The 16,221-nt window shown below is 60.7% G+C and carries 10 protein-coding genes; 3 read left to right on the top strand and 7 right to left on the bottom strand.

Annotated features, from left to right (window positions below):
- Positions 1–29 precede the first annotated feature (29 nt).
- Complete coding sequence (locus ACOZK9_RS14845) at positions 30–1,046, top strand: M10 family metallopeptidase C-terminal domain-containing protein (protein WP_421556128.1); 1,017 nt, start codon at positions 30–32, stop codon at positions 1,044–1,046.
- Here ACOZK9_RS14845 and ACOZK9_RS14840 read toward each other — a convergent pair.
- Complete coding sequence (locus ACOZK9_RS14840; protein WP_122249970.1) at positions 1,035–1,550, bottom strand: MgtC/SapB family protein; 516 nt, start codon at positions 1,548–1,550, stop codon at positions 1,035–1,037. The two genes, ACOZK9_RS14845 and ACOZK9_RS14840, sit on opposite strands and share 12 nt — an antisense overlap.
- A gap of 121 nt (positions 1,551–1,671) precedes the next feature.
- Here ACOZK9_RS14840 and ACOZK9_RS14835 point away from each other — a divergent pair, with 121 nt between their 5' ends.
- Together ACOZK9_RS14835 and mapR are read left to right on the top strand one after the other, a co-directional pair.
- A complete protein-coding gene (locus ACOZK9_RS14835; RefSeq protein ID WP_421556127.1) occupies positions 1,672–1,911 on the top strand; it encodes a DUF3203 family protein in 240 nt (79 codons plus the stop codon).
- Positions 1,912–2,015: 104 nt separating this feature from the next.
- On the top strand, positions 2,016–3,425 hold the full coding sequence (gene mapR / locus ACOZK9_RS14830; RefSeq protein ID WP_058415007.1) for a GntR family transcriptional regulator MpaR: 1,410 nt from the start codon (positions 2,016–2,018) through the stop codon (positions 3,423–3,425).
- A gap of 9 nt (positions 3,426–3,434) precedes the next feature.
- On the opposite strand, the gene ACOZK9_RS14825 is transcribed toward mapR, so the two are convergent.
- From ACOZK9_RS14825 to ACOZK9_RS14800, 6 genes are all read right to left on the bottom strand, one after another.
- Entirely contained in the window at positions 3,435–4,181 is a 747-nt protein-coding gene (locus tag ACOZK9_RS14825; RefSeq protein ID WP_152749514.1) for an SDR family oxidoreductase, read from the bottom strand.
- Positions 4,182–4,235: 54 nt separating this feature from the next.
- Positions 4,236–6,332, bottom strand: coding sequence for a putative bifunctional diguanylate cyclase/phosphodiesterase (locus ACOZK9_RS14820; RefSeq protein ID WP_421556126.1), 2,097 nt, complete (start codon positions 6,330–6,332; stop codon positions 4,236–4,238).
- An 870-nt stretch (positions 6,333–7,202) separates the two neighbouring features.
- Positions 7,203–8,681, bottom strand: coding sequence for an efflux transporter outer membrane subunit (locus ACOZK9_RS14815; RefSeq protein ID WP_152748785.1), 1,479 nt, complete (start codon positions 8,679–8,681; stop codon positions 7,203–7,205).
- The gene (locus ACOZK9_RS14810) at positions 8,678–11,785 is read right to left on the bottom strand and encodes an efflux RND transporter permease subunit (protein WP_058413335.1); all 3,108 of its coding nucleotides are present in this window, start codon (positions 11,783–11,785) and stop codon (positions 8,678–8,680) included. The genes ACOZK9_RS14815 and ACOZK9_RS14810 overlap by 4 nt, the downstream gene beginning before the upstream one ends.
- Complete coding sequence (locus ACOZK9_RS14805) at positions 11,782–14,883, bottom strand: MdtB/MuxB family multidrug efflux RND transporter permease subunit (protein ID WP_421556125.1); 3,102 nt, start codon at positions 14,881–14,883, stop codon at positions 11,782–11,784. The genes ACOZK9_RS14810 and ACOZK9_RS14805 overlap by 4 nt, the downstream gene beginning before the upstream one ends.
- Positions 14,880–16,184: an MdtA/MuxA family multidrug efflux RND transporter periplasmic adaptor subunit gene (locus ACOZK9_RS14800; RefSeq protein WP_058413337.1), complete on the bottom strand. Its 1,305-nt coding sequence runs from the start codon at positions 16,182–16,184 to the stop codon at positions 14,880–14,882. Before ACOZK9_RS14800 ends, ACOZK9_RS14805 begins: the two co-directional genes overlap by 4 nt.
- Positions 16,185–16,221 lie beyond the last annotated feature (37 nt).

Below are 16,221 nucleotides of genomic sequence, written 5' to 3'. Positions count from 1 at the left end.
TTTATTACATTTGCCAAAGAGGACTTATCATGTCGACCATTCAGCAACCGTGGCGCGCCCAGTCGGACGCGCCGTCTAACCACGTTAAATCCCAAACTACCGCGCCAGCACCCGAGGGCGTGTCTTCCCTGGCATTAGACACATTGCTGCAGTCGGCGCCGAACAACGCGCGGCCCCCCAAGGACGCCGACACGGCCACATCCGGCCCTGAGAGTCAGGCGCAACTGAAACAAGAACTCAAGAATCTCAGGGCTCAACTGGATCGCAACACGGTAGAGCGCATGCTGCGCGCCCCTGACGCCAAAGAGTCACAAGCGTGTATGCAAAAGATCGACACACTGTTGACCGCCGAATCCATCAAAAGCTTGTTGAGGGGGCCTGACGCGCATTCCCGCGCCAAGGATCTCAACGCGATTGAAAACCTGTTCAGCGAACACTCGATCGAGGCTGTGCTCGACCCCATCGAGTCCGAGCAGGTCGAGTCTTATCGCAACTACGTGGATGCGGCCCTGTTCAATTTAAAGGCCGGTTTGATGAACGCCTCGCCGGGCAGCCGTTTTGACATGGTTCGCGCTTTCTCCAAAAGAGAACAGCCTGCGTTGACCACTATTCAACACTATATGACTGATTTGGCCAGCAAGAGTAAACACCTCTGCGACATCGCCACGCTGGTGAGAAAACATTCCGAGGGGTTGCAATATGCACTGGCTGACGATTGGGACAGAGGTCATCAATATCCTTCCGGCCACGAGAATCACCCCATGATCTATAGCTTCTCCAACACCGGCGAATCAACGCTCGATCAGCCGAGCGAAATCCGGAATTTCGTCACTGGCCGAGACAAACTCAACCTCACCGGTATCAGCAGGCAACTGAATAAACCGCTGCAGAGCGTCAACCGGTTATCTGGCGAGAGTGGCGAAATTCAGTTGAAATATTCGCGTGAACATAACGCCAGTGTTCTGGTGGTTACCGGCAACCGCGGTACGCCTGCGCTGGTCGCGAAAATATTCGGCCACGTCACAGACAAAGACTTAGTGACCTGACCGGGGGTGGTCATTTTTCTCGAAAACACTGACGACTCGGGGCATCACGTTAAAGATCAACAACGCCAATAACGTGCTGATCACTGCGGTCGATTCCCGGCCCATGCCGGCGGCGACCCCAATCGCAGCGGTCATCCACAGCCCGGCAGCGGTGGTCAGGCCTTTGACATACTGGCCCTCGTCATCCGGCTTGCCCTTGAGAATGGTGCCCGCGCCAAGGAACCCGATCCCCGCGATTACCCCTTGCAACACGCGGCTCATGGCATCCGCCTGGCTGCCGGACACATGCGGCACCAATACAAACAATGCAGCGCCCAACGCCACCAGCATATGCGTGCGTACCCCGGCGGCCTTGCCCTTGTGCTCTCGTTCAAACCCCAGAATACCGCCCAAAATGGCGGCGATCAGCAGCCTAACGGTGAGTTGAGTGAGCTGTTTTGCATCGCCGATGTCGGCGAATTCGGTTTGCAGGGTTTGCCAGACTTCATGCCACCAAGCGTCCACGGACACCATCCTATTCAAGTGTTGTTAAGCGATGGACAGCGGCGACCGCCAGTCAGTTGCCTGGAACCGTCACAACGGCGGTGAAGCCCAATGCCCATCAGCCTGTAAAACGGAGATCAACATGCCGGTACGTATCGATCACCCAGCGTGCTACTTCAAGGTCAGCGAGGATGGCCAGGAGCAACGCCTGACCGCAGCGCAGGTCACGGTGAATACCGACAGCGCAAAAGCCATGTCCTTTGTCGAGGTGAATGCCGAGCGTATTTATATTACCGAAGCCGAGGCAGACGCCTTGACGGTCGCCGGCGCTCAGGATGGGCGCAAACACTTGAAGGCGACGGACGACAATTCGCTGGTTTGAACGAGCTGAATCAGCGGCCGCTCACGCCTGCACGGTCTGATCGGCTTTTTTACGCTGTACCGGGGCCTGTTATGCTTTGATTCAACGTGCAGTTTAAGGCCCCAATGAAACGCTACGAAAAATTCGCCGATGAGATCGCCGAACTGATCCGCACAGGTGTGCTTGGGCCAGGCCAGCGCGTGCCGTCGGTGCGTTATGCCAGCCAGACCTATGGCATCAGCCCGTCCACGGTGTTCCAGGCCTACTACCTGCTTGAGCGCCGTGGCCTGATTCGTGCGCGGCCGCGCTCCGGGTACTTCGTCAACACGCATGCGCCGAGCCCGTTTTGCGAGCCTGCGGTGAGTGAGCAGGTGCACGAGTCCACCGAAGTCGATGTGAGTGAACTGGTGTTTTCGGTGCTCGACTCGATCAAAGACCCCAACACCGTGCCCTTTGGCTCGGCCTTCCCCAGCCCGATGTTGTTTCCGCTGCCGCGACTGGCGCGCTCGCTGGCCAAGGCCAGCCGCGAGATGGACCCACGCCTGGTGGTCACCGACCTGTCACCGGGCAACCCGCAACTGCGTCGGCAGATTGCCCTGCGGTACAGCATCGGCGGCCTGACGCTGCCCATCGAAGAGCTGTTGATCACCAACGGTGCCCTTGAAGCACTCAACCTGTGCTTGCAGGCCGTGACCGAACCGGGCGACTTGGTCGCCATCGAGGCGCCAGCGTTTTATGCCTGCCTGCAAGTGCTGGAGCGCTTGAAGCTCAAGGCGGTGGAAATTCCCGTGCACCCGCGCGATGGCATCGACCTCACCGCCTTGGCGCAGAGCCTTGCGCGCTACCCGATCAAGGCCTGCTGGAGCATGCCCAGTTTCCAGAACCCGATGGGCGCGACGGTGCCGGAGGCGAAGAAGCAGGCGCTGGTGGAACTGCTGCGCAGCCATCAAGTGCCCTTGATCGAAGACGATGTGTACGCAGAGCTGTACTACGGACAGCACGCACCCAAACCGGCTAAAGCCTTCGACACCGAAGGGCTGGTGATGCACTGCGGCTCCTTTGCCAAGAGCTTGGCGCCCGGTTATCGCGTCGGCTGGGTGGCCGCCGGGCGCTACGCGCAGAAAGTCGAACGCTTGAAGTTGATGACCTCGTTGTGCCCATCAATGCCGGCCCAGGCAGCAATTGCCGACTATTTGCAGCACGGTGGGTATGACCGCCACCTGCGTAAATTGCGTTATGCCCTGGAAGAACAGCAAAGCGCGATGCTGGCCGCTATCGCCCGTTACTTCCCGGCACAAACCCGCGTCAGCCAGCCGGCAGGCGGGTATTTTTTGTGGCTGGAACTGCCGGAGCAAACCGACTCACTGAAGCTGTTCCAGCGCGCCTTGGCCCAAGGTATCAGCATCGCGCCGGGGCCGATTTTTTCGGCGACGCAGCGCTTCAGGAACTGTATTCGCTTGAACTACGGCAGCCCGTGGACCGAGGTTTCAGAAACCGCCATGGCGACGCTGGGGCAGATTGTGCGGTCTTTTTGAGGCGCCCGATCAGCGCCCACCGCCCAAATCAACGAACGTGCCCGTGGCATACGACGCCTTGTCCGACAGCAACCAGATAATCGCCTCGGCCACTTCATCCGGGCGCCCGCCACGCGCCATGGGAATGCCGGACTCAAGCTTGCTGACCCGATCCGGGTCGCCGCTGAGAGCGTGGAAGTCGGTAAAGATATAGCCGGGGCGCACGGCGTTGACGCGAATACCCTCGCCCGCCACTTCTTTCGACAGGCCGAGGGTGAAGGTGTCCAGCGCGCCCTTGGAGGCGGCATAGTCGACGTATTCGCCCGGCGAGCCGAGGCGTGCGGCCACCGACGACACGTTGACAATGCTGCCGCCCTGCCCGCCATGCCGTGGCGACATACGCAGCACGGCGTGCTTGGCGCACAGGATCGGCCCCAGCACATTGGTCTTGAGGATTTTAAGCAGGCGCAGTTCGGACATTTCATCAACCCGCGCCTTATGCCCCACGGTGCCGGCGTTATTGACCAGTGCCGTGACACGGCCCAATTCGGCATCGACACGTTTGAACAGCGCAACCACGTCGTCTTCGATGCTCACATCAGCGCGCACCGCAATGGCTTGCGCGCCCAAACCACGCACCTGCTCCAGCACGCTATGGGCGGCTTTTTCGTCGGACTGGTAGTTGATACAAATGTGATAGCCCTCGCGAGCTGCCAGCAATGCCGTCTCGGCGCCGATGCCACGGCTGCCTCCGGTGATGATGACGACTTTGGCCATGCGTGCGATCTCCTGATTCAACCTGATGTACGGGGTTGGATCCAAGAATACGCGTCACGCACGGTTTTTGTCAGGCGCTATCGCGGCCTCGGCGCGCTGGATCTCGGCCATAAAACCGTCAGCCGGCAATGGGTGGCCCAACAAGTAGCCTTGCAGCGAGTTGCAGCCCAGGCGGGTCAGGAAACGCTGTTGCTTATCGGTTTCTACGCCTTCGGCGACAATGCGCAGCCCAAGGGCCTGGCCAAGGGCGACGATGGCCGAGACGATCGCGGCGTCGTCGCTGTCGTGTTCCAGGTCCCGCACAAAACCGCGATCGATTTTCAGCTCGTTGGCCGGCAGGCGCTTGAGGTACATCAGGCTCGAATAGCCGGTGCCAAAGTCATCAATCGACAGGTCGACACCCATGTCCGACAACTGCTGCAACACCGTCATGCTCGCCTCGACGTCGCTCATGGCGGTGGACTCGGTGATCTCCAGGGTCAGGCTGTTGGCCGGTAACTGATGGCGCTCCAGGGCGGCAGCCACACTGTTGATCAGCCCGGCATGACAAAACTGCAACGCCGACAAATTCACTGCGATGCGCCAGTCGTCGTAACCCTGCACGTACCACTCGCGCATCTGGCGACACGCTTCGTTCAGCACCCACTCACCGATGGGAATAATCAACCCGGTTTTTTCCGCCAACTGAATAAACGTCGCGGGCAACAACAACCCCTGCTGCGGATGCTCCCAGCGCAGCAAGGCTTCGGCACCTACCGGCATTGCGCTGAGCGCGTCGAACTTGGGCTGGTAATACAAACGAAACTGCTGGTGTTCAAGCGCGTTGCGCAGGTCCTGCAGCAATTGCAGCTGTTTGCGCGCGTTGGTGTTCATCGACACTTCAAAGAAACTGTAACCGTTCTTGCCCATGCCTTTGGCGTGGTACATCGCGGCGTCAGCGTTCATCAGCAATTCCTGAGGCGTGCCGCCGTTGCCCGGAAACATGCTGATGCCAATGCTCGCAGAGATTTTCAGCTCATGTTCGGCAACGCTGAACGCACGGTTGACCAGGCTGACCTGGCGCTCGGCCAAGCCGATGGCGTCGTCTGGCTGGGTCAATTGCACCAGCAGCACAAACTCGTCACCGCCGATACGCGCCAAGGTGTCCTGGCCGCGCAGGTCTTCGCGCAAGCGCAGGCCAACTTCGCGCAGCAATTGGTCGCCCATGTGGTGGCCAAAGGCGTCATTGACCGGTTTAAAACCATCCAGGTCGATAAACATCAGCGCAAAACAACCGCCCTGCTCTTTTACCGTTTGCATGGCGTGCTGAATGCGGTCAGTCAGCAAGGTGCGATTGGGCAAGCCAGTGAGCATGTCATGCAGCGACAGGTGGGTCAGTTCCTGGTTGGCCAGGGTCAGGGAGTCTGCGAGTACCGCGGTGCGCGCTTCCAGGCGCGCGTCGAGCAACGAGGTCAGCAACGCGATGATCAACACCGCCAGCGAGGTGACCAACACCAGGTCGTCCAGCCCTTTGCCGCTGAGGCCCGTCAGCGCCGCCCCGCAAAAACTGTTGTCGGCAAACCGCGCCGCGGCCATGCCGGTGTAGTGCATGCCCGCAATCGCCACGCCCATCACCACAGCGGCGCCACCGCGTGTCACGTGCACGTAAGGGGTGTTGCGACGCAGGTTGAAGGCAATCCACAGCGCAGCGCCGGAGGCCACCACTGCGATCAACAACGAAACGCCAAACAAGCCGGGGTCGTAATCAATGCCCGGTGTCATGCGCATCGCGGCCATGCCGGTGTAGTGCATGCTACTGATGCCAGCCCCCATGATCAGCGCGCCAAACGCCAATTGCCATGTGGGCAAACAGGCCTGGCTGACCAGCCACAACGCAAAGCCACTGGACAACACCGCAATCAGCAGCGACAGCGCGGTAATGCGCAAGTCGAACCCCAAGGCAAACGGCAGGCGCAACGCCAACATGCCGATAAAGTGCATGGACCAGACGCCCACGCCCATCGCCAACGCGCCCCCCGCGATCCACACATACACCGTGCGGCCCTTGGCGGTCGCGATGCGGCCAGCCAGGTCCAGCGCGGTGTAAGACGCCAGGATCGCGACGAAAACGGATATCACGACCAAGGAGGGGGAATAGCTACCGATCAGCATGGGTTTCTCAGTACCTGATGGGCCTGAAAAGCCCGTATGACGTGGAAAAGCGGGCGATTGTAGCGATATTAATTCTTGGCGAGTTGATTAATTGTCGCGGGGGGATTAGTGGTCATTTGGCGTCAATTTGCTGGCTTGAAAACCGGCGGTTTTTTGTTCTGAGCGCTCCGGCCAAACTAAAAATAACGTGTTGTTTTTGTTATTGAAATTTATCTAGTTTGTGGCTTTGGTCTTGGGTGCATATCCGTTATTGAGTTTATGGCTTATATCGGTTTCGCTCTTACAGCGAGTCACTTTTGAAAGGCCCGGAAGCCGGCCCAATCTCCCAAGCAGAATGCATTCAAACTGTGGGAGGGGGCTTGCTCCCGATGGCGGTGGGTCAGTCAATTCATGTATCAACTGTAAAACTGCTATCGGGAGCAAGCCCCCTCCCACAGAAAGCAAAAAAAGCAGATCTGCTGTGATGCAAAACCATCTTTTGATCTGCTTCAACCACTCAGGTCGGCTTTCAGGCCGCCGTGCTTTTGCTTTTGATCTAAGAAGCGCCCCGTTAACCACGATGGCCGCACGCAGGCTTGAATCCGTGGGTAACCCGGCAGGACGCCGGGTTAGCCGCGCTGGGCCAAGGATGGCCCATCGCGGCGGCCCACGGATTCAAGCCTGCGTGCGGGCATGCCGAGCCTAAGCGAGGCACCGAGTGGTGGGGCGAGGACCTTTTGGTTACTTTTGGGTCCTTTCAAAAGTGACTCGCTGTAAGAGCGAAACCGATATAAGCCATAAACCCAATACCGGATATACACCCAACCTGAAGAACACCCCAAGCGCGACAGCGCTACATCAAAGATGCAGCGCCCCCCGCAGAAAGCAGATCTACTGATCGTTCGCCTCTATCGCCGTCTGACCATCCCAACCACCGCCCAACGCGGCAATCAACTGCACGCTCGCCACCAGACGGGTCTGCAACAAGGTCAGCACCGTACGCTCGTTGCTCAGTGCCGTCGCCTGCACCGTCACCACGTCCAGGTAAGCAATCAAGCCCGCTTTATACTGGTTCTCGGTCAGTCGCAACGACTCCCGCGCGGCGTCCAGCGCTTCGTTGCTGACCACCGCCTCGTCCTCCAGCACTTTGAGCTGCACCATGTAGTTTTCCACCTCACGGAAGCCATCCAGCACCGTCTGGCGATACTTGGCGACGGTCTCGTCATAACTCGCCACCGTACGATCAACCTCGGCCGAACGCTGCCCGCCGTCGAATAAGGTCATCGCCAACTTCGGCCCGACCGACCAAAAACGGTTCGGCAAGCTGATCCAGTCCGCATAGGTGCTGCTCGAATAACCACCCGCCAGGCTCAAGGTCAAATCCGGGTAGTAGGCCGCCTTGGCCACGCCAATATTGGCGTTGGCGGCAATCACCGAACGCTCAGCCGAAGCAATATCCGGGCGACGCTCCAACAACTGTGACGGCAGGCTCGCCGGAATCTGCGGCAGCGCCGGGATGTCCTTGCTCACCGCCAGGTTGAAATTGGCCGGCGCTTCGCCGATCAACACCGCAATGGCGTTCTCCAGTTGCGCGCGCTGCCAGATCAGGTCGATCAGGCTGGCCTGGGTGGTTTTGAGCTGGGTTTGCGCCTGGGCGATTGCATCTTTGCCCGACACGCCCGCGCGGTACTGGTTTTCGGTCATTTTCAGCGAGCGCTGGTAAGTGTCCAGCGTGGCTTGCAGCAAGCGGGTTTGCTCGTCCATCACGCGCAGTTGCAGGTAGTCCTGCACCAGTTCCGATTGCTGGCTTAACCGCATCGCGGCCAGGTCCGCCAAGCTGGCCTCGGCCGTGGCTTCATTGGCTTCGAGACCGCGGCGCAACTTGCCCCAGACATCTGCCTCCCAGCTCACGCCCAATTGCGCGTTGAGCGTATCGCGGATACCGCTACTGGAGCTGCTCAGGCTCGCGCTGCTGCTGCCGGTGCCTTGGCTGGCGCGGGTTTTGCCGACGCTCAGGTCTACCGACGGCAAAAACGCCCCGCGCGAGCTGCGCACTTGAGCCTGGGCCTGGCGAAACCGTGCCTCGGCTTGCGCCACGGTTTGGTTGGCGTTATTGAGGCGCGTCACCAAGTCGTTGAGCTGGCGATCACCGTACAACTCCCACCAGGCGCCACGCGCCAGGGAATCGCTGGGCTTGGCCTGACGCCAGCCTTGGGCTTCTTTAAACTGCGCCGGCTCGGTGACCTGCGGGCGCTTATAGTCGGGGCCGATGGCGCAGGCGCTGAGCAAGGCGCTGCACAGCAGCAGGCTGGCAACGCGCGAACCACGGGGCATGCGCATGGCCAATTTGGCAAAGGTTGAATCGGTCATAGCGCAGTGTCCAGGGCAGCATCGGTACGCACGCCGCGCCAAGCGTTGAAGCGGTGGCGCGCGCGGTCGAGATAGAGGTAAACCACAGGCGTGGTGTAAAGGGTCAGGATCTGGCTGAACACCAGGCCGCCGATAATCGTCAGGCCCAGCGGCTGGCGCATTTCTGCACCGTCGCCAGCGCCGAGCAATAACGGCAAGGCGCCAAGAATCGCGGCCAGTGTGGTCATCAAAATCGGCCGCAGGCGCAACAGGCAGGCACTGCGAATCGACTCCAGCGGGCTCATGCCCTGATGGCGTTCCAGTTGCAACGCGAGGTCGATCATCAGGATCGCGTTTTTCTTCACCACCCCGATCAGCAAGAACAGCCCCAGCAGCGAAATCAGGCTGAACTCACCGCCCAGCAGGTAGATCGAGAGCAACGCGCCGACGCCGGCCGACGGCAAGGTCGAGAGGATGGTCAGCGGGTGAATGTAGCTTTCATACAAAATGCCCAGCACCAGGTACACCGCCACCAACGCACCGAGCACCATGAACGGCTGGCCCTTCTGGGTGGCCGCGAAGGCATCGGCGGTGCCGGCCATCTTGGCGATCACGTCTTCGGGCAAGCCGACCTTGGCAATCGCTCGTTCGATGGCCGCAGAGCCCTGCTGCACCGTCACGCCGGGCGAGAGGTCAAAGGCAATGTTTTCCGAGGCAAACTGGCCTTCATGGCTGACGCGGTCAGCCGCCAGGCTGTTTTCGTAATGCGCAATGGTCGACAACGGCACCCGCGCGCCAGTGGAGGTGATCACCTGCACCTGGTTCAGGGTGATCGGGTCTTGCGCATATATCGGGTTGACCTCCATCACCACCTGGTACTGGTTGAGGCTGTCATAGATGGTAGAAATCTGGCGCTGGCTGTAGGCGTTGTTCAATACGGTGGTGACCATGCTCATGTCGATGCCGAGGCGTTTGGCCTGGTCGCGGTCGACCACCAACGTCACCTGCGCCGCACCGCGCCCTTCACGGGCATCAATGGCGGTCAGTTCCGGCAGCGCGCGCAAGGCGGCGACTACTTTCGGGTACCACAACCGCAACGCGGCCAAATCACCGCTTTGCAGGATGTAGGAATACTGCGCCGTCGACTGGTCGCGGCTGCCGCCAAATTGCAGGTCCTGGTCGGCCATCAGGAACAAACGCCCACCGGGCACCAGCGGTACGTCCTTGCGCAAGCGTTCGATCACCGCCTGGGCCGAGACTTTGCGCTCGGCGATGGGCTTGAGGCGCACCAGCATGACCGCGTTGTTGGTGCCGTTGTTGCCGCCGATGAAGCCGGCCACGCTGAGCACTGCCGGGTCCTTGAGCACGGCTTTGCGGAAGGTTTCCATCTTCGGCTGCATCACATTGAACGACAGCCCGTCGTCGCCGCGCACAAAGCCGATCAACTGGCCGGTGTCCTGCTGCGGCATGAAGGTTTTCGGCACCACCACGTACAGCGCGATATTCACGCCCACGGTGATCAACAGGCTGAGCAGGGTCAGGCGCCGATGGCGCAGCACCCAATCCAGGCTGGTGGCATAGGCCGCGACCATGCGGTCGTTGACCTTTTGGCTCCAGCGCTGCAAACCAGTCATCTGGCCTTTGACATGCGGCTTGAGCCAGCGCGCGCAGAGCATCGGGGTCAAGGTCAGCGAGACCACCAGCGAAACAATGATGGCGGCCGACAAGGTGATGGAAAACTCGCGGAACAAACTGGTGACGATCCCGCCCATAAACAGGATCGACAGGAACACCGCCACCAGCGACACGTTCATCGACAACAAGGTGAAGCCGACTTCCTCGGCGCCCAGGTATGCAGCTTTCATCGGCGGCACACCGTCGTCGATGTGCCGGGAAATGTTCTCCAGCACCACGATGGCATCGTCCACCACCAGCCCGGTGGCCAGAATCAACGCCATCAACGAGAAGTTGTTCAACGAAAAACCGTACAGGTACATCACCGCGAAGGTGCCCACCAGCGACACCGGCACCGCCAGCGTCGGGATCAACGAGGCGCGGAAGTTACCGAGGAACAGGTACACCACCAGCACCACCAGGGCCACGGCGATCAACAGCGTCATCTCGGCTTCATGCAACGTGGCGGTGATGACCGGCGAGCGGTCCATCGCCAGGTTGAGTTTGACGCTGCTCGGCAGCACTGCCTGCAACGCCGGCAACTGTGCCTTGATCTGCCGGACCGTTTCAATGATGTTGGCGCCCGACTGGCGGTTGATCACCAGCAATACCGCCGAGTCATTGTTGAAAAAACCACTGTTGTAGCGGTCTTCCACGCCATCGCTGATCTTGGCCACGTCGCCCAACCGCAGGGCTGCGCCGTTCTGGTAACGAATCAGCAGCGGTTCGTAGTCCTTGGCCTTTTCCAACTGGTCGTTGGCCTGGATCTGCCAATTACGCTCGGCGTCTTCCAGCGAGCCCTTGGGCCGGCGCTGGTTGGCATTGGCGATGGTGTTGCGCACATCGTCCAGCGCTACGCCGTACTGTTCGAGGGCTTTGGGCTCCAGCTCGATACGCACCGCCGGCAAGGAGCTGCCGCCGATCTGCACTTCACCCACGCCCGGCACTTGCGACAGGCTTTGCGAGAGTATCGTCGAGGCCAAGTCGTACAACTGGCCCTTTTGCAACACGTCGGAGGTCAGCGACAGCACCATGATCGGCGCCTGCGACGGGTTGATTTTCTTGTAGGTCGGCATGCTGCGCATGCCGCTCGGCAACAGGTTGCGCGAGGCGTTGATCGCCGCCTGCACTTCGCGCGCCGCGCCGTTTATATCACGGTCGGAGTCGAACGCCAGGATCACGCGGGTCGAGCCCTGGCTCGACGAGCTGCTCATGGTGGTGATGCCGGCAATCGCGCCGAATGAGCGTTCCAGCGGCGTCGCCACGGTAGACGCCATGACCTCGGGGCTCGCGCCGGGCAAGCTGGCCGATACCACGATCACCGGAAAGTCGATCTGCGGCAACGGTGACACCGGCAGCAAATTGAAGCTCACGCCGCCCAGCAACATGATCGCCAGGCTCAGCAACATGGTCGCGACCGGCCGGCGAATGAAGGGTCCGGACAGGTTCATGATTCAACCGGCTCCAGGCGTTGCGGCTCTTTGCGCCAGCGCCGGCCGAGGCGGTCGAAGTACAGGTAAATCACCGGCGTGGTGAACAGGGTCAATACCTGGCTCACCAGCAAACCGCCGACCATCACCAGGCCCAGCGGCTGGCGCAGTTCCGCCCCGGAGCCGGTCGCCAGCATCAACGGCACCGCACCAAACAGCGCGGCCAGCGTGGTCATCAGGATCGGCCGAAAGCGCAACAGCGCGGCTTGATAGATCGCCGTTTGCGGGTCAAGGCCCTGGTTACGCTCGGCGTCGAGGGCGAAGTCGATCATCATGATCGCGTTCTTTTTGACGATACCGATCAACAAGATGATGCCGATGATCGCGATCATGCCCAAGTCGTTGCCGCTGAGCAGCAACGCGAGCAAGGCGCCCACCGCCGCCGACGGCAAGGTCGAGAGGATGGTGATCGGGTGGATATAACTCTCGTACAGCACGCCCAGCACGATGTACATGGTCACCACCGCCGCCAGAATCAGCAGCAAGGTGCTCGACAACGACGCTTCAAACGCCTGCGCCGCGCCCTGGAACTGGGTTTGCACGCCCACCGGCATGCCGATGTCCTTCTGCGTCTGGTTGATCAGCTCCACGCCTTTGCCCAGCGCAACGCCAGGCGCCAGGTTGAACGACATCATCACCGCCGGGAACTGGCCGATGTGCGCAATGGCTAACTGCGCCTGACGCTGCTCCACACGCGCCAGGCTCGACAGCCGCACTTGCCCGCCGTCGGTGGTTTTTACGTGGATCTGGTTCAGCGCGGCCGGGCCGAGGGTTTCACCCGATTGCGCCTGCAAAACCACGCGGTACTGGCTGGCCTGGGTGTAGATGGTCGAAATCTGCCGCTGGCCGAAGGCGTCGTACAGCGCGTCGGTGATGGTCGACACACTCACGCCAAGGCGCGAGGCGGCATCGCGGTCGATCACCAGGAACACCTGCAAGCCTTTGTCCTGCAGGTCGCTGGCGACATCGGTGAGTTCCGGCAACTGGCTGAGCGCGTGCACCAGTTTTTCGCTCCACAGCGCGAGCAACTCGGCGTCGGGCGACGACATGCTGAACTGGTACTGCGTGCGGCTGACACGGTCTTCAATGGTCAGGTCCTGCACCGGTTGCATGTACAGGCGTATACCCACCAGCTTGTCGATTTCCGGCTGCAGGCGCGCGATCACTTCCGTCGCGCTTAAATCGCGCTGACCATGCGGCTTGAGGTTGATCAACAGGCGCCCGCTGTTGAGGGTGGCGTTGTCGCCATCCACACCGATGTAGGACGACAGGCTCTGAACCGCTGGATCAGCCAGGATGATTTTCGCCAACGCTTGCTGGCGCTGACTCATCGCCGCAAAGGAAATCGACTGCGGCGCCTCGGAAATACCCTGGATAACGCCAGTGTCCTGCACCGGAAAAAAGCCCTTGGGCACCACCAGGTACAGCACCACGGTCAGGCCCAGGGTGGCGATGGCCACCAGCAACGTCAGTGGCTGATGCTTGAGCACCCACTGCAATTTGCGCCCATAACCTGCGATCAGCCAATCGATCCAGGCACCGCTGGCCTTGTAAAAACGTCCTTGTTCTTCTTCCTTGGGCTCACGCTTGAGCAGCCGCGCGCACATCATCGGCGTCAGGGTCAGCGACACCACCAGCGAAATCAGGATCGCCACCGCCAGGGTGATGGCAAATTCGCGGAACAAGCGCCCGACCACGTCGGCCATGAACAGCAGCGGGATCAATACCGCGATCAACGACAGGGTCAGGGAAATCAGGGTGAAACCGATCTGCTTGGCGCCCTTGAGCGCGGCGGCCATCGGCGTTTCGCCTTCCTCGATATAGCGCGAAATGTTCTCCAGCATCACGATGGCATCGTCCACAACAAAGCCGGTGGCAATGGTCAGCGCCATCAGCGTCAGGTTGTTGATTGAAAACCCCGCCAGGTACATCACGCCAAAGGTACCTACCAGCGACAGCGGTACGGCGATGGACGGAATAATGGTGGCGCTGAAGCGGCGCAGGAACAGGAAGGTCACCATCACCACCAGCACAATGGCGATGAGCAACTCGTGTTGTACATCGGTGACCGACGCCCGAATGGTTTGCGTGCGGTCGGTGAGTACCGCCACATCGAGGCCGGCCGGCAGGTTGTCGGTGATGCTTGGCAGCAACGCCTTGATGCGGTCGACCACTTCAATCACGTTGGCGCCTGGCTGGCGCTGAATATTCAGCAGCACGGCATGGTTTTCATTGGCCCACGCAGCGAGGCGTTCGTTTTCGGCGCCGTCGACAATTTCGGCCACATCTTTGAGGCGCAACGGTGCGCCATTGCTGTAGGCCAGAATCAAATCGGCGTATTGCTGGGGCGAGACCAACTGGTCGTTGGCGTCGAGCATCGACACCCGCGTCGGGCCGTCGAAGTTGCCCTTGGGCTGGTTGACGTTGGACGCGGCGATCAAGGTGCGCACGTCTGACAGGTTCAGGCCGTTGGCCGCCAGCGCCTCCGGGTTGACCTTGATGCGCACCGCCTGACGTTGGCCGCCGGCGATGCTGACCATGCCGACGCCGCTGATCTGCGCAATTTTTTGCGCCATGCGTGTGTCGACCAAGTCATTGAGCTTGGGCAGCAGCATGGTCTTGGAGGTAATCGCCAGCGTGAGAACCGGGGTATCTGCCGGGTTGACCTTGTTGTACACCGGCGGCGCCGGCAAATCCTTGGGCAACAGGTTAGTCGCGGCGTTGATCGCCGCCTGCACCTGTTGCTCGGCGACATCCATATTGATGTCGAGGTTGAAGCGCAGGGTCAGTACCGACGCGCCGCCGGAACTGGTCGAGGCCATTTGCGTGAGGCCAGGCATTTGCCCGAACTGGCGCTCCAGCGGCGCGGTGACCGCGCTGGTCATCACATCCGGGCTGGCGCCGGGGTACAGGGTCATCACCCGAATGGTCGGGTAATCGACCTGGGGCAAGGCCGATACCGGCAGCAGGCGATAGCAGATGATGCCCGCCAGCACAATCGCCAGCATGCTCAGCGTGGTGGCTACCGGGCGGAGGATAAACAGCCGCGATAAATTCATGAACCGACCTTTTGCGCCTTGCCGGCGTTAGCACCGGTCTCCCCTTTTGCAGCGGGCTTGCCTTGCAGGTGTTCGGTCGGCGTGGTCGGCACGGCGCTGCTGTCGTTGACCACTTCGATTTCGCTGCCGTCTTTCAGGCGGTCGGTGCCTTCCAGCACCACGCGGTCGCCAGCGGCCAGGCCTTCGGTGATCACAGTGTTGTCGCCGTCGGTGTCACCGACCACCAGAGGCTGGACCTTGACCTTTTTGTCGCCATCGAGCTTGTAAACAAAGGTGCCGCTGTTGCCGAACTGAATCGCCGCAGTCGGCGCCAGCACCACGTTGTGCAAGGTATCGGCGAGCAAGTGCACGTTAACGAACTGATTGGGGAACAGCGCCTGGTCTTTGTTATCGAAACGCGCCTTGAATTTCAGGGTGCCGGTGGTCACGTCGATCTGGTTGTCCAGGCTTTGCAGCACGCCGGTGGCCTGCTTTTTAAGGTCGCCACGGTCCCAGGCTTCCACCGGCAGCTTGTTGCCCGCGTGGTAACGGCCGAGCACGGTTTCCAGTGTGTTTTCCGGCAAGGTAAAGACCACGCTGATCGGCTGGGTCTGGGTGATCACCGCGAGGAACGTGGTGTCGTTGGCCGCGATCAGGTTGCCCACGTCGACCTGACGCAAGCCTACGCGGCCGCCGATGGGCGCGCGGATCTTGGTGAATTCAAGGTTCAGCTTGGCGTCATCCACCGCGCCCTGGTTGGTCTTGACCGTGCCCTGGTATTGCAGAACCAGCGCTTCGGCGGTGTCCAGGGTTTGCTTGGCGATACTGTCCTGCGCGTACAGGTCGCGATAACGCTGCACGTCGACCTGAGCGTTTTTCAGCTGGGCCTGGTTCTGCATCAACGTGCCTTGGGCCTGGAGCAAGGCGTTCTGGTAGCTGCGCGGGTCGATTTCCGCCAACAAGTCACCCGCCTTGACCATCTGCCCTTCTTCAAAGGCGATTTTCACCAGCTCGCCCCCCACGCGGCTGCGTACATTAATCGTATTGAGCGCAGTCACCGTGCCCAAGGCCTTGTAGTACACCGGGAACTCCCCCAGCACCGCCGGCGCCACGCGCACCGGGATCGGGCCGGTGGAACCGCCGAAGCCAGGGCGCGCCATGCCCGTTTTGCCGGTATGCCCGGCGGCTTTCGACGCCGCCGCATCCGTGTGGCTGCCGGGCCAGAATTTCCAGCACAAGCCGGCGATAACCAGCAGCACGAGCAGGCCAAACAGCCAGCGACGGGAGTTGCGGGGAGACGATTGCATGGAGTGATCAACCATTGGGCGCGAGAGCTTCTTTTTGGGGAGGCTGAAAGAT

Origin of the sequence: Pseudomonas kitaguniensis, assembly GCF_049199985.1 — a bacterium.
Taxonomy (GTDB): domain Bacteria; phylum Pseudomonadota; class Gammaproteobacteria; order Pseudomonadales; family Pseudomonadaceae; genus Aquipseudomonas; species Aquipseudomonas kitaguniensis.
The sequence above is the reverse complement of the archived record's forward strand: the minus strand, read 5'-3'. Positions and strand labels throughout refer to the sequence as shown.